This window comes from Burkholderia sp. D-99 (genome assembly GCF_011605345.1).
Lineage (GTDB): Bacteria > Pseudomonadota > Gammaproteobacteria > Burkholderiales > Burkholderiaceae > Burkholderia.
Genome location: NZ_JAAOXM010000019.1, coordinates 50,424 through 72,480, shown reverse-complemented (window position 1 = coordinate 72,480; position 22,057 = coordinate 50,424). Strand labels below are relative to the sequence as shown.

Genomic DNA, 22,057 nt, shown 5'->3' with positions numbered 1-22,057 from the left:
GGACGACATGAACTACATCTCCACGCGCGGCGCCGGTATCGGCGAGCGCCACACGTTCTCCGACATCCTGCTCGGCGGTCTTGCGAAGGACGGCGGGCTCTACCTGCCGTCCGAATATCCGAAGGTGTCCGCCGACGAGCTCGCGCGCTGGCGCACGCTGTCGTATGCGGATCTCGCGTTCGAGATCCTGGCGAAGTTCTGCGACGACGTGCCGGCCGACGACCTGCGCGCGATCACGCGCCGCACGTACACGGCCGACGTGTACCGCAACACGCGCCATGGCGAGAACGCGTCCGACATCACGCCGCTGAAGACGCTCGGCACCGAGAACGGTGCGGCGCTGTCGCTGCTCGAACTGTCGAACGGCCCGACGCTCGCGTTCAAGGACATGGCGATGCAGCTGCTCGGCAACCTGTTCGAGTACACGCTCGCGAAGCACGGGCAGACGCTGAACATTCTCGGCGCGACGTCCGGCGACACGGGCAGCGCGGCCGAATACGCGATGCGCGGCAAGGCCGGCGTGCGCGTGTTCATGCTGTCGCCGCACAAGAAGATGAGCGCGTTCCAGACGGCCCAGATGTTCAGCCTGCAGGATCCGAACATCTTCAATCTCGCGGTCGAAGGCGTGTTCGACGACTGCCAGGACATCGTGAAGGCGGTCTCGAACGATCACGCGTTCAAGGCGCAGCAGAAGATCGGCACGGTCAACTCGATCAACTGGGCACGCGTCGTCGCGCAGGTCGTGTACTACTTCAAGGGCTATTTCGCGGCGACGCAGTCCAACGACGAGCGCGTGTCGTTCACGGTGCCGTCGGGCAACTTCGGCAACGTGTGTGCGGGCCACATCGCGCGGATGATGGGGCTGCCGATCGCGAAGCTGGTGGTTGCGACCAACGAGAACGACGTGCTCGACGAGTTCTTCCGCACGGGCGCGTATCGCGTGCGCAGCGCCGAGAACACCTATCACACGAGCAGCCCGAGCATGGACATCTCGAAGGCGTCGAACTTCGAGCGTTTCGTGTTCGACCTGCTCGGCCGCGATCCGGCGCGCGTGATGCAGCTGTTCCGCGACGTCGAGGAGAAGGGCGGCTTCGATCTCGCGGCGAGCGGCGATTTCGCGCGCGTCGCCGAGTTCGGCTTCGTGTCGGGCCGCAGCGGCCACACGGACCGCATCGCGACGATTCGCGACGTGTTCTCGCGTTACGACACGATGATCGATACGCACACGGCCGACGGCGTGAAGGTCGCGCGCGAGCATCTCGACGCGGGCGTACCGATGGTCGTGCTCGAGACGGCGCAGCCGATCAAGTTCGGCGAGACGATCCGCGAAGCACTCGATCGCGAAGCCGAGCGTCCGGCCGCATTCGACGGGCTCGAGGCGCTGCCGCAGCGTTTCGAGGTCGTGAACGCCGACGCGCAGCAGGTGAAGGACTTCATCGCCGCCCATACGGGCGCGTGACGCACGGCCGGGCCGCAGGCCCGGCTGCGCAGGACGGCCGGAATGCCGATTCGTCGAACGGATCGGGGTTCCGGCCGTTTCGTTTGGCGGTGCCGCGCGGCGCAGGTGTTCGCAGCGCGCCGCGCGGCTGCCGCCGCATCGCGTGCGAAACAAGTGCCAGACCCGCGCGTTCGCGCGAATCACAGTTTCCGCATGTCCGCCATATCGCGCGCCCGCGCGACGGCGTCGCTACAATGACGTATTGAATCCAACGATCCCCGATTCCATCGATGTCGAACCCGAATCCCGCGGCGCCGCGCGCGCCGATGCTGTCGACCGCCGAGGCACTTGCCGCGCTGCTCGATGCCGCGAAGCCGCTGCCCGGCGTCGAGACCGTCGCCACGCTCGATGCGCTCGGCCGCGTGCTGGCGGCCGACGTAAGTTCGCCGCTCGACGTGCCGCCGATGCATACGAGCGCGATGGACGGCTATGCGGTGCGCGTCGCCGACCTGCTGCATGGCGATCGGCGGTTGCCGGTGTCGCAGCGCATTCCGGCCGGTCATCCGGCCGAACCGCTCGCGGCCGGCACGGCCGCGCGGATCTTCACCGGTGCGACCGTGCCGCCCGGCGCCGACGCCGTCGTGATGCAGGAGCAGGCGTCGGCCGACGGCGACGCGGTGGAGATCCTGCACACGCCGAAGGCCGGCGAATGGATCACCGCACAGGGCGCGGATATCCGGCAGGGCGCGGTGATCCTGCCGGCCGGCACGCGGCTCACGCCGCAGGCGCTCGGTCTCGCCGCATCGGTCGGCTGCGCGCAGTTGCCGGTCGCGCGGCGGATTCGCGTCGCGGTGTTCTTCACCGGTGACGAACTGACGATGCCGGGCGAGCCGTTGAAGCCCGGCGCGATTTACAACTCGAACCGCTTCACGTTGCGTGGGCTGCTGGAGCGGCTCGGCTGCCACGTGACCGACTACGGGATCGTGCCCGATTCGCTCGCCGCCACGCGCGATACGCTGCGTGCGGCCGCGCGCGACCACGACGTGATCCTGACGAGCGGCGGCGTGTCGGTTGGCGAAGAGGATCACGTGAAGCCGGCCGTCGAGGCCGAAGGGCGGCTCGCGCTGTGGCAGATCGCGATGAAGCCCGGCAAGCCGCTTGCCTATGGCGCGGTGCGCCGCGGCGACGATCGCCCCGATGCGCACTTCATCGGGCTGCCCGGCAACCCGGTGTCGAGTTTCGTCACGTTCCTGCTGTTCGTGCGGCCGTTCCTGCTGCGCCTGTCCGGTGTGCGTGACGTCGCGCCGCGCGCGCTGTCGCTGCGTGCCGATTTCTCGCAAGGCAAGGGCGACCGGCGCAACGAATTCCTGCGTGCGCGCGTGAACGCGGCCGGCGGGCTCGACCTGTTCCCGAACCAGAGCTCGGCGGTGCTGACGTCGACGGTGTGGGGCGACGGCCTGATCGACAACCCGCCGCAGCACGCGATCAGCGCCGGCGAGACCGTGCGTTTCATTCCGTTTTCCGAACTGCTGTCGTAACGCGACGGCTTCCCGAACCATGAAGATTCAGCTGAAATTTTTTGCAAGCGTACGCGAGGCACTGGGTGTCGCCGACGAGCAGGCCGACGTGCCGGACAGCGTCACGACCGTGGGCGACGTGCGCGCATGGCTGCGCGTGCGCGGCGGGGCGTGGGCCGAGACGCTCGCGGAAGGGCGCGCACTGCGCATGGCGTGCAACCACGAGATGACCGATCCCGACACGCGGCTGACCGAAGGCTGCGAAGTCGCATTCTTTCCGCCGGTGACGGGCGGTTGAGGCACTGGCGATGGCAACGGTACGAATCCAGACCGACGACTTCGATCTGAACGCCGAGGTCGCGGCATTGCGCGCGCGCAATCCGAAGATCGGCGCGGTTGCGTGCTTCGTCGGCACCGTGCGCGATTTGAACGAAGGCGATGCGGTTGCCGCGATGGAGCTCGAGCACTATCCGGGAATGACCGAGAAGGCGCTCGAGAAGATCGCCGCCGAGGCCGGCCGGCGTTGGCCGGGCATCGACGTCGCGATCGTGCATCGCGTCGGCAAGCTGCTGCCGCTCGACCAGATCGTGATGGTCGCAACGGTTGCGTCGCACCGCGGCGATGCGTTCGCGTCGTGCGAGTTCGTGATGGACTACCTGAAGACCGAAGCGCCGTTCTGGAAGAAGGAAACCACACCGGAGGGCGAGCGCTGGGTCGATGCGCGCAGCACCGACGATGCCGCGCTTGCCCGCTGGGGAATCGAATCGGGCAATACGCGGCGCTGAGCGCGCCGTCAGGATCGTGCGACAAGGTGCCGCATGCGCGCAAGCGCCGAGCGTGACGGCTGCCCGTTACGCGTCCGGATCGACGCTGCGCCCGATGATCTTCGTCGGAAACGGCTCGCCGCGGGCACGCGACGGCAACGCGTGCGGATCGTCGCCCCCGTCGTCCCCGCTGCGCCGGCGCGGCGCGATCGCGTCGAGCAGCGCCTGCTGCTCGGGCGGAATCTGGTAATCCCAGCCGAACCGGCTCAACTGCAGGCTCTGCGCAATCCGCAGCGCCGGCTCCATGAAGCGGATCGCCGCGCTCGGCGCGTAGCGCGCCTCGACGGTCTTCAGGAACAGCGACAGCCAGCGGCTGAAATGAGCCGGCTCGATCCCGTCGAGCGGCTGGTGCGCCTGCTGTACGTTGCCGCGATAGCCCTTGGTGCCGAGCACGAGGCTCGACCAGAAGGTGACCATCTTCGGCAGGTGGTCGTCCCAACGGCCGGCCAGCTTCGCGTCGAACACGGGCCCGAGCAGCGGATCGGCGCGCACGCGGTCGTAGAACGCGTAGACGAGATCGCGGATGTTCTCTTCGGTCGGCTCGGTGTCGCGAGGGCGGGCCGGTGCGGTATCGGGCGAGGCAGGCAGGACGGTCATGGCAAAAAGGGCCGGGAGAGAGGGGCGGCAACGGGGCGGCGGCGCGGGCATCGTGCAGGACGCCGGCCGGATTTTGACGCAAAATAGCGTCCAACAACCCCTGACAAACGTGTAGATGTCACGCATCTTATTGCGCACGCGCCATCCCGGCAACCCGGGGCCGCGGAACAGGGCTGTCAACCGGCCCCGTGCGCATCCCGATCGGCCCGGCTCACGTAATTGGGACACGACCGATCTTTTCCGTATTCACCCATGAGACTCACCGACTACACCGACTATTCGCTGCGCGTGATGCTGTACCTTGCCGTGCGCGGCGAGGGACTCGCGACGATCCAGGAGATTTCGGATGCCTACGGCATCTCGAAGAACCATCTGATGAAAGTCGTGCAGCAGCTCGGCGAGCTGGGGTGGGTCGACACCGTTCGCGGCCGCAACGGCGGGCTGCGCCTGTTCCCCGAATCGCTGCAACTGACCGTCGGCCAGGTCGTGCGCGCGACCGAGAGCGATTTCGCGCTGGTCGGCTGCTTTTCGGCCGAGGGCGAGTCGCGCGGCTGCGTGATCGAGCCGCAATGCCGCCTGAAGGGCGTGCTGGCGGCTGCGCGCGATGCGTTCTTCGCCGAACTCGACCGTCACACGCTCGGCGAACTGGTCGAACCCGCTTCGCCGCTCGCGGCGTTGCTCGGCATTCGCCCGGTCGTGCGTGTGCATGTCGCGCCGTCGCCGGAAGACGCGCCTGCATCCGTCGAGCCGCCGTCGGCGGCCGGCTGATACGCGATCGCCGCGTGCCGCGATCCGGCGGTGGCCCGTCCCGGGGCCGCTTCGAGGATATCCATCGATTTTTGCGCTGAATCAACCCGAATTTCGCTTGAAAGCCGCATAACCATCCTCATCTTGGTGTTAATCGAAAATTGGAGGTCTCGACTAAATGAGAATCGACAAGCTCACCACCAAGTTCCAGGAAGCACTCTCTGACGCGCAAAGCCTCGCGGCTGGCCGCGACAATCAATACATCGAACCCGTTCACGTGCTGGCCGCGCTGGTTGCGCAGCAGGACGGTTCCGCCCGCTCGCTGATGTCGCGCGCGGGTGTTCACATCCAGGCGCTGCAAGGCGCGCTGAACGAAGCGATCTCGCGCCTGCCGCAAGTGACGGGTACCGGCGGCGACATCCAGATCGGCCGCGAACTGGCCGGGCTGCTGAACCAGGCCGACAAGGAAGCGCAGAAGCTCAACGATACGTTCATCGCGAGCGAGATGTTCCTGCTCGCCGTGTCCGACGACAAGGGCGAAGCCGGCAAGCTCGCGCGCCAGCACGGCCTCACGCGCAAGTCGCTCGAAGCCGCGATCGCCGCGGTGCGCGGCGGCTCGCAGGTGCACAGCCAGGACGCGGAAAGCCAGCGCGAGGCACTGAAGAAGTACACGGTCGACCTGACCGAGCGCGCCCGTGCGGGCAAGCTCGATCCGGTGATCGGCCGTGACGACGAAATCCGCCGTTCGATCCAGATCCTGCAGCGCCGCACCAAGAACAACCCGGTGCTGATCGGCGAGCCGGGCGTCGGCAAGACGGCGATCGTCGAAGGGCTCGCGCAGCGGATCGTCAACGGCGAAGTGCCCGAGACGCTGAAGGGCAAGCGCGTGCTGTCGCTCGACATGGCCGCGCTGCTCGCCGGCGCGAAGTATCGCGGTGAATTCGAGGAGCGCCTGAAGGCCGTGCTCAGCGACATCGCGAAGGACGAAGGCCAGACGATCGTCTTCATCGACGAAATCCACACGATGGTCGGCGCGGGCAAGGCCGAGGGCGCGATGGATGCAGGCAACATGCTGAAGCCGGCGCTGTCGCGCGGCGAACTGCACTGCATCGGCGCGACCACGCTCGACGAATACCGCAAGTACATCGAGAAGGATGCCGCGCTCGAGCGCCGCTTCCAGAAGGTGCTCGTCGACGAGCCGAGCGTCGAGGCGACGATCGCGATCCTGCGCGGGCTGCAGGAGAAGTACGAACTGCACCACGGTGTCGACATCACCGATCCGGCGATCGTCGCCGCGGCCGAGCTGTCGCACCGCTACATCACCGATCGTTTCCTGCCCGACAAGGCTATCGACCTGATCGACGAAGCCGCTTCGAAGATCAAGATGGAAATCGATTCGAAGCCCGAAGAGATGGACAAGCTCGACCGCCGGCTGATCCAGCTGAAGATCGAGCGCGAAGCCGTGAAGAAGGAGCAGGACGAAGCGTCGCAGAAGCGCCTGCAGCTGATCGAGGAAGAGATCGACCGCCTCGGCCGCGAATATGCGGACCTGGAAGAGATCTGGATCGCCGAGAAGGCCGCGGTGCAGGGCAGCGCACAGCTCAAGGAAGAGATCGAGAAGGTGCGTGCGGACATCGCGCGTCTGCAGCGTGACGGCAAGCTGGAGAAGGTCGCCGAACTGCAGTACGGCAAGCTGCCGCAACTCGAGGCGCAACTGAAGCAGGTCACGCAGGCTGAAGAGCAGGAGCAGCACAACCCGACGCGTCCGCGCCTGCTGCGCACGCAGGTCGGCGCCGAGGAAATCGCAGAAGTCGTGTCGCGTTCGACCGGGATTCCGGTGTCGCGGATGATGCAGGGCGAACGCGAGAAGCTGCTGCACATCGAGGAAAAGCTGCACGAGCGCGTGGTCGGCCAGCATGAGGCGATCAGTGCGGTGGCCGACGCGATCCGCCGTTCGCGTGCGGGTCTCGCCGATCCGAACCGTCCGTACGGCTCGTTCCTGTTTCTCGGCCCGACGGGGGTCGGCAAGACCGAGCTGTGCAAGGCGCTCGCGTCGTTCCTGTTCGATTCGGAAGAGCACCTGATCCGCATCGACATGAGCGAGTTCATGGAGAAGCACAGCGTCGCGCGGCTGATCGGCGCGCCGCCGGGCTATGTCGGTTACGAGGAAGGCGGCTACCTGACGGAAGCCGTGCGCCGCAAGCCGTACAGCGTGATCCTGCTCGACGAGATCGAGAAGGCACACCCGGACGTGTTCAACGTGCTGCTGCAGGTGCTCGACGACGGCCGCATGACGGACGGGCAGGGGCGCACGGTCGACTTCAAGAACACGGTGATCGTGATGACGTCGAACCTCGGCTCGCAGGTAATCCAGGCGATGACGGGTGCGCCGCAGGAAGAGATCAAGGACGCGGTGTGGCTCGAGGTGAAGCAGCATTTCCGCCCCGAGTTCCTGAACCGGATCGACGACGTCGTCGTGTTCCATGCGCTCGACCGCAGCAACATCGAGTCGATCGCGAAGATCCAGCTGGCGCGCCTGCACGATCGGCTCGCGAAGCTCGACATGGCGCTCGAGGTGTCGGAAGCGGCGCTCGAACAGATCGGGAAGGTCGGTTACGATCCGCTGTTCGGTGCGCGGCCGCTGAAGCGCGCGATCCAGCAGGAGATCGAGAACCCGGTCGCGAAGCTCATCCTCGCGGGCCGCTTCGGTCCGAAGGACGTGATTCCGGTCGACATCCACGACGGCAAGTTCGTGTTCGACCGCGTCGTGCACTGATCGTCTGCCTTGGCCGCCCACCCGGTTCGCGCCGGGCGCGCAAAAACAAACACCCCGCCTCGGCGGGGTGTTTGCTTATGGAGCGTTGCAACGACGCAGGGCTTCAGCCCTGCTTGTTGCCGCCGAACATGCCGGCGATCTGCGACAGCGAGCCGAGCACGTTCGACGGGTCGACCTGGGCCTGGCCGTCAGCCGGTACTGCGCCGTCCGGCGTCGCGTGGTTGACGACGTGCGGCAGCACCTGCGCGAGGACGGTCGAGGCCATCGACGGGTCGACGCCGAACTTGCTCGCGAGCGCACCGATCGCGTCCGAGCCCAGCACGTTTTGCAGCGCGTCCGGCGAGATCGGCTGGTTCTGGCCGGTGCCGACCCACGAGCCGATGACGTCGCCGGCGCCGCCGGCCTTGAACTTCTCGATCAGGCCATTCAGGCCGCCCGGTTGGTTGTTGATGAATTCGAGCGCGGTCGTGATCAGCGCGCTTTGCGAGTTGCCGCCGGCCTGGCCGCCGAGCAGACCGCCAACGATGTCGAGGAGACCCATGGTTCTTCACCTTTACCGATAAGGGCGCCACGCTGTGGGCGCCCGTTGAACGAATGCCGCGCGCACGCCGTCGCGCGCGCGGCGCACATCAGGCGCCCGACGCCGCGGCGGCGGAGGCTGCCTTGTCCTTCTTGTTTTTCTTCTTCGAACCCTTCGTCGCTTTTGCCGACGACGCTGCGGCCGGTGCGCTTGCACCTGCATCGGCGGATGCCGCCGCTGCGGCCGCTGCTTTTTCCTTCTTCGACGCGCGCTTCGCCTTGGCCGGTTTCGCCGCCGCATCCGGTGCGCTTGCCGCCGGGGCCGGCGTCGCAGCCGTCGTGCCGGCCGTCGCGGTCGTGGACGTCGATGCAGTGCCTGCCGACGTCGTTGCCGACGTGGTAGCCGATGTCGTCGCGGCCGGCTTCGACAGCTTCACGCCCTTCGGCGGGGTCGACGAGCCGCCGATCGTCAGGCCGTTCTCTTCGAGATGCCCGACCGATTTCGTGCCGAGGCCCTTGACGCGGTTCGCGAGATCGTCCGCATCCTTGAACGGGCCGTTCTTGGTGCGTTCGTCGATGATCGCCTTCGACTTCACGGGCCCGAGACCCTTCACGGATTCGAGCGCGGCCTGGTCAGCCGAGTTGACTTCGACGGCCGCGGCAAGGCCTGCGGCGAGCGACAGCGATAGCGCGACGAACAGCATCAGCAGCTTTTTCAGCATGGCAAAGGCTCCCTGGTTCTGACGGATGAATGGCTGTTGCAACGGACGGTGGGGCGAGACCCGGCCGGGCGTCGCCGTTAAGCATAGGACAAATGCGTGCCCTTTTTAAGACAGGCTGACCGAATCTTGCTGAAGGCTTGCGGCGCTGTAAAGACCGAAACCCGTGCCGGGCGGCGATTTTGACCATTCTTTACGGTGTCGCGGGTTGTCGTCGCGCTGGCCGTTCGAAAGCGCTTGACTTAGAGTTGGCTCTAACTCCTAACCTTGTTCCTGCCATGTCCAAAACCGTATCCCAACCTTCCGCCACCGGTCCGCTGACGATCGGGCAAGTCGCCGAGCTGACCGGCCTGTCGACGCATACGCTGCGGTACTACGAGCAGGCCGGCCTGCTGCGCGCGATTTCGCGCACGGCGGCCGGGCACCGGCTCTATGCGCCGGCCGACCTTGACTGGCTGGCCTTCGTGATGCGCCTGAAGGCGACCGGCATGCCGATCGCGCAGATGCAGGCATTCGCGGCGCTGCGCGCGCAGGGCGAGCCGACCTTCGGTGCGCGGCGCAGCCTGCTGGTCGCGCATCGCGATGCGGTGCGCGCGCATCTCGCGGAGCTGCAGGCGAGCCTCGACGTGATCAGCGACAAGATCGCGTACTACGAGGCACAGGAGCGCGATACGGCACGACGGGCAAAACCAACTCACTCTCCATCGGAACAGGACGGACACAATGGAACGACTCGTTGAAGACCGCTACACGCGCGGCTGGAACAAACTGAAGGAAATCGACGGCGAAGTCGGTGAGCGCGTGATCGCGGCCCTCGCGCCGATCGCGCCGGACTTCGGGCGGCTCCTGGTCGAGTTCGGTTTCGGCGATATCTACAGCCGGCCGCAGCTCGACCTGAAGGCGCGCGAGATCGCGACGATCGCGGCGCTGGCCGCGCTCGGCAACGCGCAGCCGCAACTGAAGGTGCATATCGAGGCCGCGCTGAACGTGGGCTGCACGCGCGACGAGATCGTCGAGGTGTTCATGCAGATGGCCGTCTATGCGGGGTTTCCGGCCGCGCTCAACGCGCTGTTCGCCGCACACGAGGTGTTCATGCGGCGCGACGAAGCGGCCGCGCAGGCCGCATGAGAGCAGACGCTCCGGTGCGTCACGCGCGGTGGGGCGCGACGATCCGGTGCTTCGCGATGCGCCGGTACAACGTCGCGCGCGAGATGCCGAGTGCCTGCGCAGCCGCGTCGGGCCGCCAGCGGTGCGCGGTAAGCGCTGCGACGACGCGGCCGCGTTCGTCGTCAGGCAGGGTGCCGGTCGATGCGCCGCCAAGCTGCGCGGCGATATCGGCCGGCAGGTCATGCCGCGTCACGCGCGCGGCGTCGCATACCGCGCACGCATAGCGCAGCACGTTGCGCAACTGGCGCACGTTGCCGGGCCACGGGTACGCGGCGAGCTGTTCGGAGAGCGTTGCATCGAGCGTCAGCACGTGGCCGGTTGCCTGTGCCTCCTCGGCGAACACGGTGGCAATCACGTCGCGCACGTCCGCGCGTTCGCGCAGCGGCGGCAGTTCGAACGTCGCGCCGCTCAACCGGTAGTACAGATCCTCGCGGAACGTGCCGTCGGCCACCATGCGCGCGAGATCGCGGTGCGTCGCGCAGATTACGTCGAGATCGACGCGTACCGGCGTATCGCTGCCGAGCGGCACGACCTCGCCATCGGCGAGCACGCGCAACAGGCGCGTCTGCAGCGCGAGCGGCATGTCGCCGATTTCGTCGAGGAACAGCGTGCCGCCGTCGGCGAGCGCGATCTTGCCGCGCGCGCCGTGCTTGCGTGCGCCGGTAAACGCGCCGGCCGCATAGCCGAACAATTCGCTCTCGATCAGTGCTTCCGGCAGCGCGCCGCAATTGACGGCGACGAACGACCGCGTGCGCCGCGCGCCGGCGTCGTGGATCGCGCGCGCGAACACTTCCTTCCCCGCACCGGTTTCGCCGAGCACGAGAATCGGCAGGCGCTTGCTCGCGACACGCAGCGCGAGTTCGGCCTGTTGCGCGATCTGCACGTCATTGCTGTGCAGGAACGGCGTCAGCGCGCCGACGTGACGTTGCGCGGCGCCCGGGCGGCGCGACGCCGTGCCGGGTTCGCGGCCGGTGCGCCGTAGCGGCGCACGCAGCCGCGCATAGAGCGGCGCGCCGGTCGCGCGCAGCCGCAGCGCAACGATCGCATCGAGCCGCGCGGCATCGCGCAGCGGCATCTCGGTCGCATCGAAGATCTCGTCGATATGGCGCGGTTCGCGCAGCGCCGGCAGCGCGTCGCGCGCCTGCCGGTTCGCGGCGACGATATTGCCGCATTCGTCGAACGCGATCAGCCACTCGGGTTGCGCTTCGACGTAGTGACGATTCGGATGCCCGAACAGGATCCAGTGCTGCGCGGTGCTGTGCACGAAGTAGCCGTCCTCGATCAGCGCCGCGCTCTGCAGCACGAGCTGATAGACGAGACGCTGGCTGTCGCGGCCGTCGGGTGAATGAACGGCCGACGCGTCGAGCACACCGATCAGCTCGCCGCCCGGCGAGAAGATCGGCGCTGCGCTGCAGGTGAGCGTCGTGAATGCCGCGCGAAAGTGATCGGTCTTGTGCACGGTGATCGGCGCGAGATCGGTCAGCACGTTCGCGACACCGCATGTGCCTTCCTCGCTTTCCGACCAGCACGAGCCGATGTGCAGCCCCGCATGGCGGAAGTCGTTGCGGCGCTCGCGGTCGATCCGGTAGTCGATCGTCACGCCGTGCGCGTCGGTCAGCATCACGCAGTAGTCGGCGACGCGGATCATGTCGTGCAGGCGCGTCAGGCACTGGCCCGACGCGCGCAGGAAGGCCTCCTCCTTGTCGCGCACTTCGCGCAGCTCGGCCGCGGTCAGCACGCGCGGGCCGATCGACGAAGCGGGGTCGAGACGGTAGCGCTCCAGCGACCGTTGCCACGAGGACACGAGGCGCGTGGATTCGGCCGGCGCGGGCAGGCGTCCGGCGAGCGCGCCGAGCACACGGTCGGCGTGCTGGGCCTGGGGGACGGCGTAGGGCATGGTCGGCTCCGGTTCCGTACGGCGGGGAATGCGATGTTCTTGTAGCACATCCCGTTCGACGGATCACATTGCATCGCAGCACGCGACGGGCGTGAGACGTTCGTCTCACCGGTATCGCGGGCCGTCTCGCGTCGCTGAGACGCGTTCGTGTGCGACACGCGGAGGTCGGCCGGCATGACGCGGCTCGCGCGGCGCCGCGATACCGCGGGGTTTGCGGGCACCGCGGCGCGCTCGCACCGGCGTCGCGATGGCCGTTTCGTCGCATTGACGCGGTGAGACGAACGGGCCGGATTGCCGCGTGCACCGTGCTTCCGGCAGCGAATCGGGGGCGCCGCCACGAGCGCCGCGCCAGCGTGCACACGGGTTTCACGGTCATCGCATGCACGATGGCACGCCGCTTGCAGAGATCACGGACAGGTCGGCGCGGTCGCGTCGGCGATGAGGATCCGCCGCCCGGCGATGGCAGCGGACGAGACAGGCAGGGCCGCGGCGTACGCCAATGCGCCGGGGCCGGCCAACTGGATGGAGACGAACCCGTGACGACGCCCGTTACCGTCGGCGTGATCGCAAACCCCGCATCGGGGCGCGACATCCGCCGCCTCACGACGCATGCCTCCGTGTTTCCGACGGCGGAGAAGGCGAACATGATCGTGCGCCTGCTGGCCGGCCTCGGCGCGATGGGCGTCGAGCGCGTGCTGACGCTGCGCGACCGGACGGGCATCGCGACGCTGCTGCTGCGCGCGCTCGACACGCATCGTGCGGTCGCGCCGCACGAGCGCTGGCCCGAGGTCGAGTTCGTCGACCTGCCGATCACCGACACCGTTGCTGACACGCAGGCCGGCGCCGCGTACCTGCACCGGATGGAAGTCGCGTCGATCGTCGTGCTCGGCGGCGACGGTACGCATCGCGCCGTGGCCGCGCACTGCGGCGCGACGCCGCTCGTCGCGCTGTCCACCGGCACCAACAACGCGTTTCCCGAACATCGCGAAGCAACCGTCGCCGGCGTCGCGGCAGGACTCGCCGCGACCGGCGCGGTGCCGGCCGAAGTCGCGTTCACGCGCAACAAGCGGCTCGTCGTGCGCTGCGTCGCAGGCGCGCAGCCGGGGCGCGAGGAGATCGCGCTCGTCGACGTGTGCGCCGCGCGACAGCGTTTCATCGGCGCCCGCGCGATCTCGGGATCCGACGATATCGATTCGCTCTACCTGACGTTTGCGGAACCGGACGGGATCGGCCTGTCCGCGCTCGGCGGCGCGTGGGCGCCGCTCGAACGCAGCGCGCCGCACGGGCTCGCGATGCGTTTCGCGGCCGACGGCAAGACGGCCGGCACGCCGCTCGTCGCGCCGATCGCACCGGGCCGCGTCGACCGCGTGGTGATGCGCAGCTGCGAGCGGCTCGAACCGGGTGCATGGCAGGCGATCCCGTTCGAGCGCGGCACGCTCGCGTTTGACGGTGAGCGCGAGATCGAGGTCGCGCGCGGCGATCGCTACGAGATTTCGCTCGACTGGCGCGGGCCGCTGACGGTCGACGTCGGCCGCACGCTGCGCTACGCGTCGTCGCGGCAATTGCTGCGCGATGCCGGCGCATGGCACGACTGAGTACCCGGGTTCCTGAACGACATTTCGACATCCATAACGATCATCAAGGAGACATTGCCATGACAGCCCCACTCGAAGGACAGGTCGCCATCGTCACGGGCGGCGCGCGCGGCATCGGCCGCGGCATTGCGCTGACGCTTGCCGGCGCGGGCGCCGACATCCTGCTGGCCGACCTGCTCGACGACGCGCTCGACGCCACCGCGCGCGAGGTACGCGCGTTCGGCCGCCGCGCGGCGGTCGCGAAGGTCGACGTCACGCAGGCCGCGCAGGTCGACGCGATGGTCGCGCAGGCGCTCGCCGAATTCGGCCGGCTCGACATCCTCGTGAATTGCGCGGGCGTGATCAGCATTCATCCGGTCGGCGAGCTGACCGAACGCGACTGGGATTTCGTGATGGACGTGAACGCGAAAGGCACGTTCCTCGGCTGCCGCGCGGCGCTCGCGCATCTGAAGGCGCAGGGGCGCGGCCGGATCATCAACGTCGCGTCGATCGCGGGCAAGGAAGGCTTTCCGAATCTCGCGCACTACAGCGCATCGAAATTCGCGGTCGTCGGCTTCACGAACGCGCTCGCAAAGGAGCTCGCGCGCGACGGCGTGACCGTCAATGCGATCTGCCCCGGCATCGTCCGTACCGACATGTGGGACCGGCTGTCCGACGCATGGAAGACCGGTGGCGAAACGGTCGAGGAATCGTGGCAGCGGCACCAGTTGACGCTGATTCCGCAGGGCCGCGCGCAGACGCCGGAAGACATGGGCCGGCTCGCGCTGTTCTTCGCAACGATGGACAACGTGACGGGCCAGGCCGTGAACGTCGACGGCGGCTTCACGTTCCACTGACGGCCGCAGGCCGTGCAATCCGTCGCCGCGGCCCGGCCGCGGCGGCATTCGCAGTCAGACCTACCCAGGAGACACACATGACCGTTTCGACCCAGCTCAGCAGGGAAAAACTGCTGGACGCCTACCGGCTGATGCGCACGATCCGCGAATTCGAGGAGCGCCTGCACGTCGAGTTCGCGACCGGCGAGATTCCGGGTTTCGTTCACCTGTACGCGGGCGAGGAGGCGTCCGCGGTCGGCACGATCCTGCATCTCGGCCTCGACGACTACGTCGCGACCACGCACCGCGGCCACGGCCATTGCATTGCGAAGGGCGTGGACGTGCACGGGATGATGGCCGAGATCTACGGCAAGAAAACCGGCGTCTGCCACGGCAAGGGCGGCTCGATGCATATCGCCGACCTGTCGATGGGGATGCTCGGCGCGAACGGGATCGTCGGCGCGGGCGGCCCGCTCGTGTGCGGCGCGGCGCTCGCGGCGAAGCACAAGAAGACGGGCGGCGTCGGCGTGTGCTTCTTCGGTGACGGCGCGTCGAACCAGGGCGTGATCTTCGAATCGATGAACCTCGCGTCGGTGTGGCGGCTGCCTGCGATCTTCGTGGCCGAGAACAACGGCTACGCGGAAGCGACGTCGTCGAGCTGGTCGGTCGCGACCGACAACATCGCCGATCGCGCGAACGGGTTCGGGATGCCGGGCGTGATCGTCGACGGCTTCGACTTCTTCGCGGTGCACGAAGCGCTCGGCGAGGCGGTCGAGCGCGCGCGCAACGGCGGCGGCCCGACGCTCGTCGAGGTGAAGTTCACGCGCTATTTCGGCCACTTCGAAGGCGATGCGCAGACCTACCGCGCGCCCGGCGAAGTGCAGAAGCTGCGCGACGAGAAGGATTGCCTGAAGCATTTCGAGACGCGTGTCGTGCGTGCCGAAGCGCTGACGAGCGCCGACCTGCGCGCGGTCGACGCGCAGGTGAAGGCGCTGATCGATGACGCGGTCGCGCAGGCCAAGGCCGCGCCGGTGCCGGATGCCGCCGACCTGCTGACCGACGTCTACGTGTCATACCCGTGAGCGCGGCCTGAAACCGCGGCAGGCACGGCGAACCGAACATTCCAGGAGACAGACATGGCAAGGAAGATCACTTATTCGCAGGCGATCAACGAGGCGCTCGCGCAGGAAATGGCGCGCGACGACAGCGTGATCGTGATGGGCGAGGACAATGCAGGCGGCGCGGGCGCGCCGGGCGAGGACGACGCGTGGGGCGGCGTGCTCGGCGTGACGAAGGGGCTGTTCCACAAGTTTCCGGGCCGCGTGCTCGATACGCCGCTGTCCGAGGGCGGCTACATCGGCGCGGCGGTCGGGGCGGCCGCATGCGGGATGCGGCCCGTCGCGGAGCTGATGTTCATCGATTTCATGGGTGTGTGCTTTGACCAGATCTTCAACCAGGCCGCCAAGTTCCGCTACATGTTCGGCGGCAAGGCCGTGACGCCGGTCGTGATCCGCGCGATGTACGGCGCCGGGCTGCGCGCGGCCGCGCAGCACTCGCAGATGCTCACGTCGCTGTTCACGCACATCCCGGGGCTGAAAGTCGTGTGCCCGTCGACGCCGTACGACGCGAAGGGGCTGCTGATCCAGGCGATCCGCGACAACGATCCCGTGATCTTCCTCGAACACAAGCTGCTCTATACACGAGAAGGCGATGTACCGGAGGAGTCCTATGCAATTCCGTTCGGCGAAGCGAACGTGATGCGCGACGGCGACGATGCGACGATCGTCACGTACGGCCGGATGGTGCATCTCGCGATGGACGCGGCCGCGAGGCTCGCGAAGGACGGCATCCAGGTCGACGTGATCGATCTGCGCACGACGTCGCCGCTTGACGAGGAAACGATCCTCGAAAGCGCGGAGCGCACCGGGCGCGTGGTGGTCGTCGACGAAGCGAACCCGCGCTGCTCGATCGCGACCGACATCGCCGCACTCGTCGCGCAGCGCGGGTTCCATGCGCTGAAGGCGCCGATCGAGCTCGTGACCGCACCGCATACGCCCGCGCCGTTCGCGAGCGTGCTGGAAGACCTGTATATCCCGTCCGCCGATGCGATTGCGCAGGCGGTCCTGAAGACGAGGAGCTGACACGATGTCGATTCACATGATCACGATGCCCAAGTGGGGGCTGTCGATGGAGCAGGGGCAGGTCAACGGCTGGCTGAAGGCGCTCGGCGAACGCGTGACCAAGGGCGACGAAGTGCTCGACGTCGAGACCGACAAGATCTCGTCGGGCGTCGAATGCGCGTTCGACGGCACGCTGCGCCGGCAGGTCGCGCAGGAAGGCGAGACGCTGCCGGTCGGCGCGCTGCTCGGCGTCGTCGCGGCCACCGATGCGAGCGATGCGGACATCGATGCGGCGATCGCCGATTTCCAGCGCGATTTCGTGCCGAGCGCGGCCTCCGACGAAGCCGCGGGCCCGCAGCCCGAAAAGGCGCAGATCGGCGGCCGGACGGTGCGCTTCCTGAAGCTCGGCGAAGGCACCGGCACGCCCGCCGTGCTGATCCACGGCTTCGGCGGCGACCTGAACAACTGGCTGTTCAATCACGCGGATCTCGCCGCGCACCGGCCCGTGTGGGCACTCGACCTGCCCGGTCATGGCGAATCGGGCAAGGCGGTCGAGACGGGCAGCCTCGACGAACTGGCCGACACGGTGCTCGCGTTCCTCGATGCGAAGGGCATCGACCACGCCCACCTGATTGGCCATTCGATGGGCGGCGCGGTGGCGATGGCGGCAGCCGAGCGCGCGCCGCAACGCGTCGCGTCGCTGACGCTGATTGCGAGCGCGGGGCTCGGCACCGACATCAACCGCGCTTACATCGACGGTTTCGTCGCCGGCAACAGCCGCAACACGCTGAAGCCGCACCTCGGCGCGCTGTTCGCGGACAACGCGCTGGTCACGCGGCAACTCGTCGAGGATCTCGTCAAGTACAAGCGGCTCGAAGGCGTGCAGGCCGCGCTCGAGAAGATCGCGAATGCCGCGTTCGACGGCGCCGCCCAGCGGCGTGTGTTCCGCGACCGGCTCACGACGCTTGCGCCGCGCACGCTCGTGATCTGGGGCGAGCGCGACCAGGTGATCCCGGCGCAGCACGCGCAGGGTTTGCCTGAAGGCGTGCGTGCCGAGGTGATCGCCGGCCGCGGGCACATGGTGCAGATGGAGGCGGCCGCCGACGTGAACCGCCTGATCGTCGCGTTTCTCGGAGACTGACGATGGCCGCCGCGCTCGAACGACCCAGCCTCACGGCGCTCGGCCAGCCGGGCGCGAGAAGCCGCGACAAGCTCGCGCGCATCCCGGTGCGCGTCGAGCCCGCGGCAGGCGCGGCGCTGCCGAAGCCGCCGTGGCTGCGCGCGCGGCCGATGATGAGCGCGGCGGTGGCCGACATGGCCGACGTGCTGCGTGACCATCGGCTGCATTCCGTCTGCGAGGAGGCGATGTGCCCGAATATCGGTGAGTGCTTCGCGCAACGCACCGCGACCTTCATGATCATGGGCGGGCTGTGCACGCGGCGCTGCCCGTTCTGTGATGTCGCGCACGGCCGCCCCGAGCCGCTCGATCCCGACGAGCCGGCGCGGCTGGCCGACGCGGTCGCGGCGCTCGGGCTGCGCTACGTCGTGATCACGTCGGTCGACCGCGACGACCTGCGCGATGGCGGCGCCGCGCATTTCGCCGCGTGTATCGCGGCGGTGCGCGCGAGCGTGCCGGGCATCGGCGTCGAAGTGCTGACGCCGGACTTCCGCGGCCGCGTGGCCCGTGCGCTCGATGCGCTGTCGACGGCCTGGCCGGACGTGTTCAACCACAACATCGAGACGGTGCCGTCGCTGTATCGCGCGGCGCGACCCGGCGCCGACTATCGCGGCTCGCTCGAATTGCTCGCGCAGGCGAAGCGGGCGCGACCGGGGCTGGTGACGAAATCGGGATTGATGCTCGGGCTGGGCGAGTGCGACGACGAAGTGCGCGACACGCTGCGTGACCTGCGCGCGCACGACGTCGATGTGGTGACGCTCGGCCAGTATCTCGCGCCGTCGGAACACCATCTGCCGGTGCGGCGCTACGTGAGCCCGGAGGCGTTCGCTGCGTGGCGCGACGAGGCGCTCGAACTCGGTTTCAGGGAAGTCGTCGCCGGCCCGCTCGTGCGGTCGTCATATCATGCGGCCGACGTGCTGGAGGACGCGTAGCGGGCCTTGTGTCAGGCGGCGGAGGCGGCAGAGGCGTGCGCACGACTCACGCGCCGCAGGTACAGCACGAGCCCGGCGCCCGCGAGCATCAGGCTGATCGTGTTCGCGAACCAGAAGCCGCGCGCGCCCGTCAGCCACACGGGCGCGATCCCGCCCACGTCGAAGCCGAGCGCGTAGCCGCCGCTGAGCCCGACGCCCCATAGCGCGACCGCATAGATTACTGTCGGCACGACCGCGACCTTGTACGCACGCAGCACGAACGCCGACGTGACCTGCAGCGCATCGAAGACGTGGTAGCACGCAACGATCGCGACGAGCGGCATCGCGGCCGCGGCGACGGCCGGGTTCGGCGTGTAGCCGCCGATGATCAGCGGTCGCAGCACGAACACGAGCAGGCCGTATGTCGCGGCAATGCCGCAGGCGAAGATCACGCTGTGCCGGCCGAGCAGCCGCGCTTCTTCCGGGCGTCCGGCACCGAGCGCACGCGCGACCAGCGTCGACGCCGCCACGCCGATCGACAGCGGCGTCATGTACAGCACCGCGCCGATGTTGCCGGCGATCTGGTGGCCGGCGAGCGTCGTCGTGCCGAATTGCGCGATGAACAGCGCCATGCACGTGTACGACGTGACCTCGATCAGGTACGACAGGCCCATCGGCACGCCGAGCTTCAGGATCGCTTTCTGGCGTTCCCAGACCGGCCAGCAGAAGCGCGAGAAGATCGCGAGCGGCGCGAACACGTCGAGCTTCGCGAGCAGCGTGTAGCCGATCAGTGCAAGCGCCCAGTTGATCAGCGTGCTCGCGAGCCCGCAGCCCGGGCCGCCGAGGGCCGGTACGCCGAACCCGCCGAAGATGAACCACACGTTGAGCGGAAACTTGAGCAGCAGCGCGCCGATCTGCAGGATCATCGCGAGGCGCGGCTTGCCGGCTGCATTGGTCAGCGCGTTGTAGATGCGGAAGACGAGGCTGGCGGGCAGCCCGTACGACAGGATGCGCAGGTAGTCGACGGTGCGGTCGTGCAGCGCGGCGGGCGTGTGCGCGACATGCAGCAGCGGTTCGGGAAAATGCAGCAGCAGAAAGCCGGGCACCGCGAGCAGCAGCGCGAGCCACAGCGCCTGGCGCACTTCCTCGCCGATTTCGGCATAGCGCCGCGCACCGTACAGTTGCCCGGTGATCGGCTGCAGCGCGGACAGGATGCCCGTCAGGCCGATATAGATCGATATGTAGATCGACGAGCCGAGCCCGAGCGCGGCCAGATCGACGGCCGAGTAACGCCCGACCATCGCGGTGTCGATCACGCCGAACGCGATGATCGCGAGCTGGCCGACGAGCACCGGCCACGCGAGACCGACGATCCGGCGGATGTCGCCGAACATCGTCAATCGGCCGGCTGACGGCGCGGCGGTCGCCGCTTGACGGGCGCCTTCGGCCGTTCGATGCGCTCGTACAGGCGGAAGCGCTCGTCGCGATCGGCGACGCGGCGGCCTTCCCACACGAGGCGCCACACGTATTGCGACATCGAGCTCGGCTCGCCGAAGTCCGCGTGGTCCTGGCGCAGGATCACGTCGCAGTCGCCGGAGAAATCGAAGCGCATGTTGCCGAAATACGCGAAGGTCGCGATCTGTGCGTCACCGAGCCGCACGGGCGAGATGCACTCGTAGTCGGACGGCAGGTGCACGGCGATCTGCTGCGCGACATCGCGATAGGTCCGGCCGTAGTTGACGATCGGCAGCCACAGCGTCATCAGCAGCACCCACATCAGCGTGGTGCCTGCACCCGACAGCACGACGCTGCGCCACAGGACCTTCGGCTGTCGCGAGATGCGCCAGCGCACGAGGAAGCACCAGCACACCGTGGCGATCACCGCGCAGATGAACGACAGGATCTTGAAATGCGGCTCGTAGCCGGGCACGAGGCGCGCGAGGTTGCGTGCGAGCGGATGCGGGAAGCCCGTGAGCGATGCGAGCCACACGAGCCACACGAAGGTGCCGAGGATCGTGAAGCTCAGTACCGCGAACCAGTCGATCGCGTTGATCGCGCCGCGCTTGAGGGTCGGCAGCGCGAACGTCGCGAGCACCGCGAGCGGCGGCAGCAGCAGCATGTACATGCGGTTCGACTGCTGACTCTGCAGGATCACGAGCGCGACGAGCGGCACGGCGACCGACAGCGGAATCGCGACGTGCGCGCGGCGGCGCATGCCGGCCCAGCTCCACCATGCCCAGATCGCGAGCGGCCACGCGGGCCAGGTGAACAGCGGCAGGTTCTTTGCCGCATAGCCGAGCACCGCGGTCGGCGGGCCCGAAAAGCGCATCAGGCTGCCGTGGATCCACTGGTTGAAGAACCATGCGGCATCGTCGGGCGCCGCGACGAACGCGGCAAGCGGCCACAGCGCGAAGATCGCGGCCGCGAGCGGCACGCCGACCAGCGGCAGGTGCAGGTTGCGCATCTCGGGCGTGACGAGCCACAGCACGGCCGTGCCGGCGAGCAGGGCGACGACCAGCACCGGGTTGCCGGACAGTGCGACGAGGCCGATCGCGAGGCCCCACCACAGCGCGCCCTGCATCGGCTTGTCGATGCCGCGCACGAGTCCGTAGACGAGCATCGCGATCCACGCGAACTGCGCGAGCTGCGGCGTCGTTTCGTGCCCGCGCTCCGCGAGGCCGAAGCAGGCGACGAGAACCAGCAGCGCGCCGTCGGCGAGCGTGCGGCCGTAGTCGCGCGGCTCGGGCTCGCCGCCGAACGCATATTTGAACGGCTGGACCTCGGCACGCCGGCCGAGCAGGTAGGCGGCATACCAGACGAATGCGCACGCGACGCAGAACAGCACGCCGGTATCGACTCGCGACGCGTTGCTCGCATCGACCCAGGGGCCGAGGCCGCGGATCGACAGCGCGCCGAGCCAGTAGCCGAGCGGCCCGTCGGTCGTGATGTACTTGCCGACGAGGTTCGGCAGCAGCCAGTCGTGCCAACCGCCCTTGGCCATCGTCCACATCACGCCGAAGCCCGCCGCGTCCTCGTTTTTCCACGGGTCGCGGCCGAACAGGCCGAACGCCGCATAGACGAAGCAAAGCGTGAGCAGCAGCCAGCGCGGCAGCGCACGCGTGGCGGAGGCGGTGAGACGGACGACAGGCTTCATGCAGATGAGCGTTTTGTTATGGGCGGGCGTCCGGCGCGGTCGCGCGCGGACGAGCCGGTTTCGAGCATCCGGCATTGTAGACGC

General features: G+C 68.1%; 20 protein-coding genes. 14 read left to right on the top strand and 6 right to left on the bottom strand.

Going from position 1 to position 22,057, the window contains the following annotated elements; genetic code table 11:
- Positions 1-7: 7 nt before the first annotated feature.
- The 4 genes from thrC (at position 8) to HAV18_RS37535 (ending at position 3,740) form a co-directional block, all read left to right on the top strand.
- Complete coding sequence (gene thrC, locus HAV18_RS37550) at positions 8-1,459, top strand: threonine synthase (protein WP_166965806.1); 1,452 nt, start codon at positions 8-10, stop codon at positions 1,457-1,459.
- A gap of 269 nt (positions 1,460-1,728) precedes the next feature.
- Complete coding sequence (gene glp, locus HAV18_RS37545) at positions 1,729-2,976, top strand: gephyrin-like molybdotransferase Glp (protein ID WP_166965804.1); 1,248 nt, start codon at positions 1,729-1,731, stop codon at positions 2,974-2,976.
- A 19-nt stretch (positions 2,977-2,995) separates the two neighbouring features.
- Positions 2,996-3,253 (top strand): molybdopterin converting factor subunit 1, encoded by a 258-nt coding sequence (gene moaD, locus HAV18_RS37540; RefSeq protein WP_011352296.1) that lies wholly within the window; start codon positions 2,996-2,998, stop codon positions 3,251-3,253.
- A gap of 10 nt (positions 3,254-3,263) precedes the next feature.
- Entirely contained in the window at positions 3,264-3,740 is a 477-nt protein-coding gene (locus HAV18_RS37535) for a molybdenum cofactor biosynthesis protein MoaE (RefSeq protein WP_166965802.1), read from the top strand.
- 66 nt (positions 3,741-3,806) lie between these two features.
- Here the strand turns inward: HAV18_RS37535 and HAV18_RS37530 are convergent, their stop codons facing one another.
- A complete protein-coding gene (locus tag HAV18_RS37530; protein WP_166965800.1) occupies positions 3,807-4,376 on the bottom strand; it encodes a group III truncated hemoglobin in 570 nt (189 codons plus the stop codon).
- A gap of 252 nt (positions 4,377-4,628) precedes the next feature.
- On the opposite strand from HAV18_RS37530, the gene HAV18_RS37525 reads away from it, so the two are divergent.
- Both HAV18_RS37525 and clpB read left to right on the top strand, forming a co-directional pair.
- A complete protein-coding gene (locus HAV18_RS37525) occupies positions 4,629-5,144 on the top strand; it encodes an Rrf2 family transcriptional regulator (RefSeq protein WP_166965799.1) in 516 nt (171 codons plus the stop codon).
- Between the two features lie 157 nt (positions 5,145-5,301).
- Positions 5,302-7,899 carry an ATP-dependent chaperone ClpB gene (gene clpB / locus HAV18_RS37520; protein ID WP_166965797.1) on the top strand — a complete coding sequence of 866 codons (2,598 nt, stop codon included), beginning with the start codon at positions 5,302-5,304 and terminating at the stop codon, positions 7,897-7,899.
- Between the two features lie 103 nt (positions 7,900-8,002).
- Here clpB and HAV18_RS37515 read toward each other — a convergent pair whose 3' ends face one another.
- Positions 8,003-8,440, bottom strand: coding sequence for a YidB family protein (locus HAV18_RS37515; protein WP_011352291.1), 438 nt, complete (start codon positions 8,438-8,440; stop codon positions 8,003-8,005).
- Between the two features lie 88 nt (positions 8,441-8,528).
- The gene (locus HAV18_RS37510; RefSeq protein ID WP_166965795.1) at positions 8,529-9,140 is read right to left on the bottom strand and encodes a helix-hairpin-helix domain-containing protein; all 612 of its coding nucleotides are present in this window, start codon (positions 9,138-9,140) and stop codon (positions 8,529-8,531) included.
- Between the two features lie 275 nt (positions 9,141-9,415).
- On the opposite strand from HAV18_RS37510, the gene HAV18_RS37505 reads away from it, so the two are divergent.
- Together HAV18_RS37505 and HAV18_RS37500 are read left to right on the top strand one after the other, a co-directional pair.
- The gene (locus HAV18_RS37505) at positions 9,416-9,877 is read left to right on the top strand and encodes a MerR family transcriptional regulator (protein WP_166965794.1); all 462 of its coding nucleotides are present in this window, start codon (positions 9,416-9,418) and stop codon (positions 9,875-9,877) included.
- On the top strand, positions 9,861-10,265 hold the full coding sequence (locus HAV18_RS37500; RefSeq protein WP_166965792.1) for a carboxymuconolactone decarboxylase family protein: 405 nt from the start codon (positions 9,861-9,863) through the stop codon (positions 10,263-10,265). The genes HAV18_RS37505 and HAV18_RS37500 overlap by 17 nt, the downstream gene beginning before the upstream one ends.
- Before the next feature lie 19 nt (positions 10,266-10,284).
- Here HAV18_RS37500 and HAV18_RS37495 read toward each other — a convergent pair whose 3' ends face one another.
- Positions 10,285-12,201, bottom strand: coding sequence for a sigma-54-dependent Fis family transcriptional regulator (locus HAV18_RS37495; RefSeq protein WP_166965790.1), 1,917 nt, complete (start codon positions 12,199-12,201; stop codon positions 10,285-10,287).
- Positions 12,202-12,737: 536 nt separating this feature from the next.
- Between HAV18_RS37495 and HAV18_RS37490 the strand changes: the two genes are divergently transcribed.
- From HAV18_RS37490 to lipA, 6 genes are all read left to right on the top strand, one after another.
- The gene (locus tag HAV18_RS37490) at positions 12,738-13,796 is read left to right on the top strand and encodes an NAD(+)/NADH kinase (RefSeq protein WP_166965788.1); all 1,059 of its coding nucleotides are present in this window, start codon (positions 12,738-12,740) and stop codon (positions 13,794-13,796) included.
- 59 nt (positions 13,797-13,855) lie between these two features.
- Complete coding sequence (locus HAV18_RS37485) at positions 13,856-14,632, top strand: SDR family NAD(P)-dependent oxidoreductase (RefSeq protein WP_166965787.1); 777 nt, start codon at positions 13,856-13,858, stop codon at positions 14,630-14,632.
- 77 nt (positions 14,633-14,709) lie between these two features.
- Complete coding sequence (locus tag HAV18_RS37480; protein ID WP_166965785.1) at positions 14,710-15,693, top strand: thiamine pyrophosphate-dependent dehydrogenase E1 component subunit alpha; 984 nt, start codon at positions 14,710-14,712, stop codon at positions 15,691-15,693.
- Between the two features lie 54 nt (positions 15,694-15,747).
- Positions 15,748-16,752 (top strand): alpha-ketoacid dehydrogenase subunit beta, encoded by a 1,005-nt coding sequence (locus HAV18_RS37475; protein WP_166965783.1) that lies wholly within the window; start codon positions 15,748-15,750, stop codon positions 16,750-16,752.
- Between the two features lie 4 nt (positions 16,753-16,756).
- On the top strand, positions 16,757-17,872 hold the full coding sequence (locus HAV18_RS37470) for an acetoin dehydrogenase dihydrolipoyllysine-residue acetyltransferase subunit (protein WP_166965781.1): 1,116 nt from the start codon (positions 16,757-16,759) through the stop codon (positions 17,870-17,872).
- Positions 17,873-17,874: 2 nt separating this feature from the next.
- Complete coding sequence (gene lipA, locus HAV18_RS37465) at positions 17,875-18,840, top strand: lipoyl synthase (RefSeq protein ID WP_166965780.1); 966 nt, start codon at positions 17,875-17,877, stop codon at positions 18,838-18,840.
- Between the two features lie 11 nt (positions 18,841-18,851).
- Here the strand turns inward: lipA and HAV18_RS37460 are convergent, their stop codons facing one another.
- Positions 18,852-20,213 carry an MATE family efflux transporter gene (locus tag HAV18_RS37460; RefSeq protein WP_166965778.1) on the bottom strand — a complete coding sequence of 454 codons (1,362 nt, stop codon included), beginning with the start codon at positions 20,211-20,213 and terminating at the stop codon, positions 18,852-18,854.
- A gap of 2 nt (positions 20,214-20,215) precedes the next feature.
- Entirely contained in the window at positions 20,216-22,048 is a 1,833-nt protein-coding gene (locus HAV18_RS37455; RefSeq protein ID WP_208102276.1) for a glycosyltransferase family 39 protein, read from the bottom strand.
- Between the last annotated feature and the right edge of the window lie 9 nt (positions 22,049-22,057).

Coding starts and splice junctions, on each gene's coding strand:
- lipA (WP_166965780.1), top strand. CDS start 17,875: ATGGCCGCCGCGCTCGAACGACCCAGCCTCACGGCGCTCGGCCAGCCG.
- clpB (WP_166965797.1), top strand. CDS start 5,302: ATGAGAATCGACAAGCTCACCACCAAGTTCCAGGAAGCACTCTCTGAC.
- HAV18_RS37510 (WP_166965795.1), bottom strand. CDS start 9,140: ATGCTGAAAAAGCTGCTGATGCTGTTCGTCGCGCTATCGCTGTCGCTC.
- HAV18_RS37495 (WP_166965790.1), bottom strand. CDS start 12,201: ATGCCCTACGCCGTCCCCCAGGCCCAGCACGCCGACCGTGTGCTCGGC.
- HAV18_RS37485 (WP_166965787.1), top strand. CDS start 13,856: ATGACAGCCCCACTCGAAGGACAGGTCGCCATCGTCACGGGCGGCGCG.
- HAV18_RS37455 (WP_208102276.1), bottom strand. CDS start 22,048: ATGCCGGATGCTCGAAACCGGCTCGTCCGCGCGCGACCGCGCCGGACG.
- HAV18_RS37535 (WP_166965802.1), top strand. CDS start 3,264: ATGGCAACGGTACGAATCCAGACCGACGACTTCGATCTGAACGCCGAG.
- HAV18_RS37525 (WP_166965799.1), top strand. CDS start 4,629: ATGAGACTCACCGACTACACCGACTATTCGCTGCGCGTGATGCTGTAC.
- HAV18_RS37475 (WP_166965783.1), top strand. CDS start 15,748: ATGGCAAGGAAGATCACTTATTCGCAGGCGATCAACGAGGCGCTCGCG.
- thrC (WP_166965806.1), top strand. CDS start 8: ATGAACTACATCTCCACGCGCGGCGCCGGTATCGGCGAGCGCCACACG.
- HAV18_RS37460 (WP_166965778.1), bottom strand. CDS start 20,213: ATGTTCGGCGACATCCGCCGGATCGTCGGTCTCGCGTGGCCGGTGCTC.
- HAV18_RS37505 (WP_166965794.1), top strand. CDS start 9,416: ATGTCCAAAACCGTATCCCAACCTTCCGCCACCGGTCCGCTGACGATC.
- moaD (WP_011352296.1), top strand. CDS start 2,996: ATGAAGATTCAGCTGAAATTTTTTGCAAGCGTACGCGAGGCACTGGGT.
- HAV18_RS37470 (WP_166965781.1), top strand. CDS start 16,757: ATGTCGATTCACATGATCACGATGCCCAAGTGGGGGCTGTCGATGGAG.
- HAV18_RS37530 (WP_166965800.1), bottom strand. CDS start 4,376: ATGACCGTCCTGCCTGCCTCGCCCGATACCGCACCGGCCCGCCCTCGC.
- HAV18_RS37515 (WP_011352291.1), bottom strand. CDS start 8,440: ATGGGTCTCCTCGACATCGTTGGCGGTCTGCTCGGCGGCCAGGCCGGC.
- glp (WP_166965804.1), top strand. CDS start 1,729: ATGTCGAACCCGAATCCCGCGGCGCCGCGCGCGCCGATGCTGTCGACC.
- HAV18_RS37500 (WP_166965792.1), top strand. CDS start 9,861: ATGGAACGACTCGTTGAAGACCGCTACACGCGCGGCTGGAACAAACTG.
- HAV18_RS37480 (WP_166965785.1), top strand. CDS start 14,710: ATGACCGTTTCGACCCAGCTCAGCAGGGAAAAACTGCTGGACGCCTAC.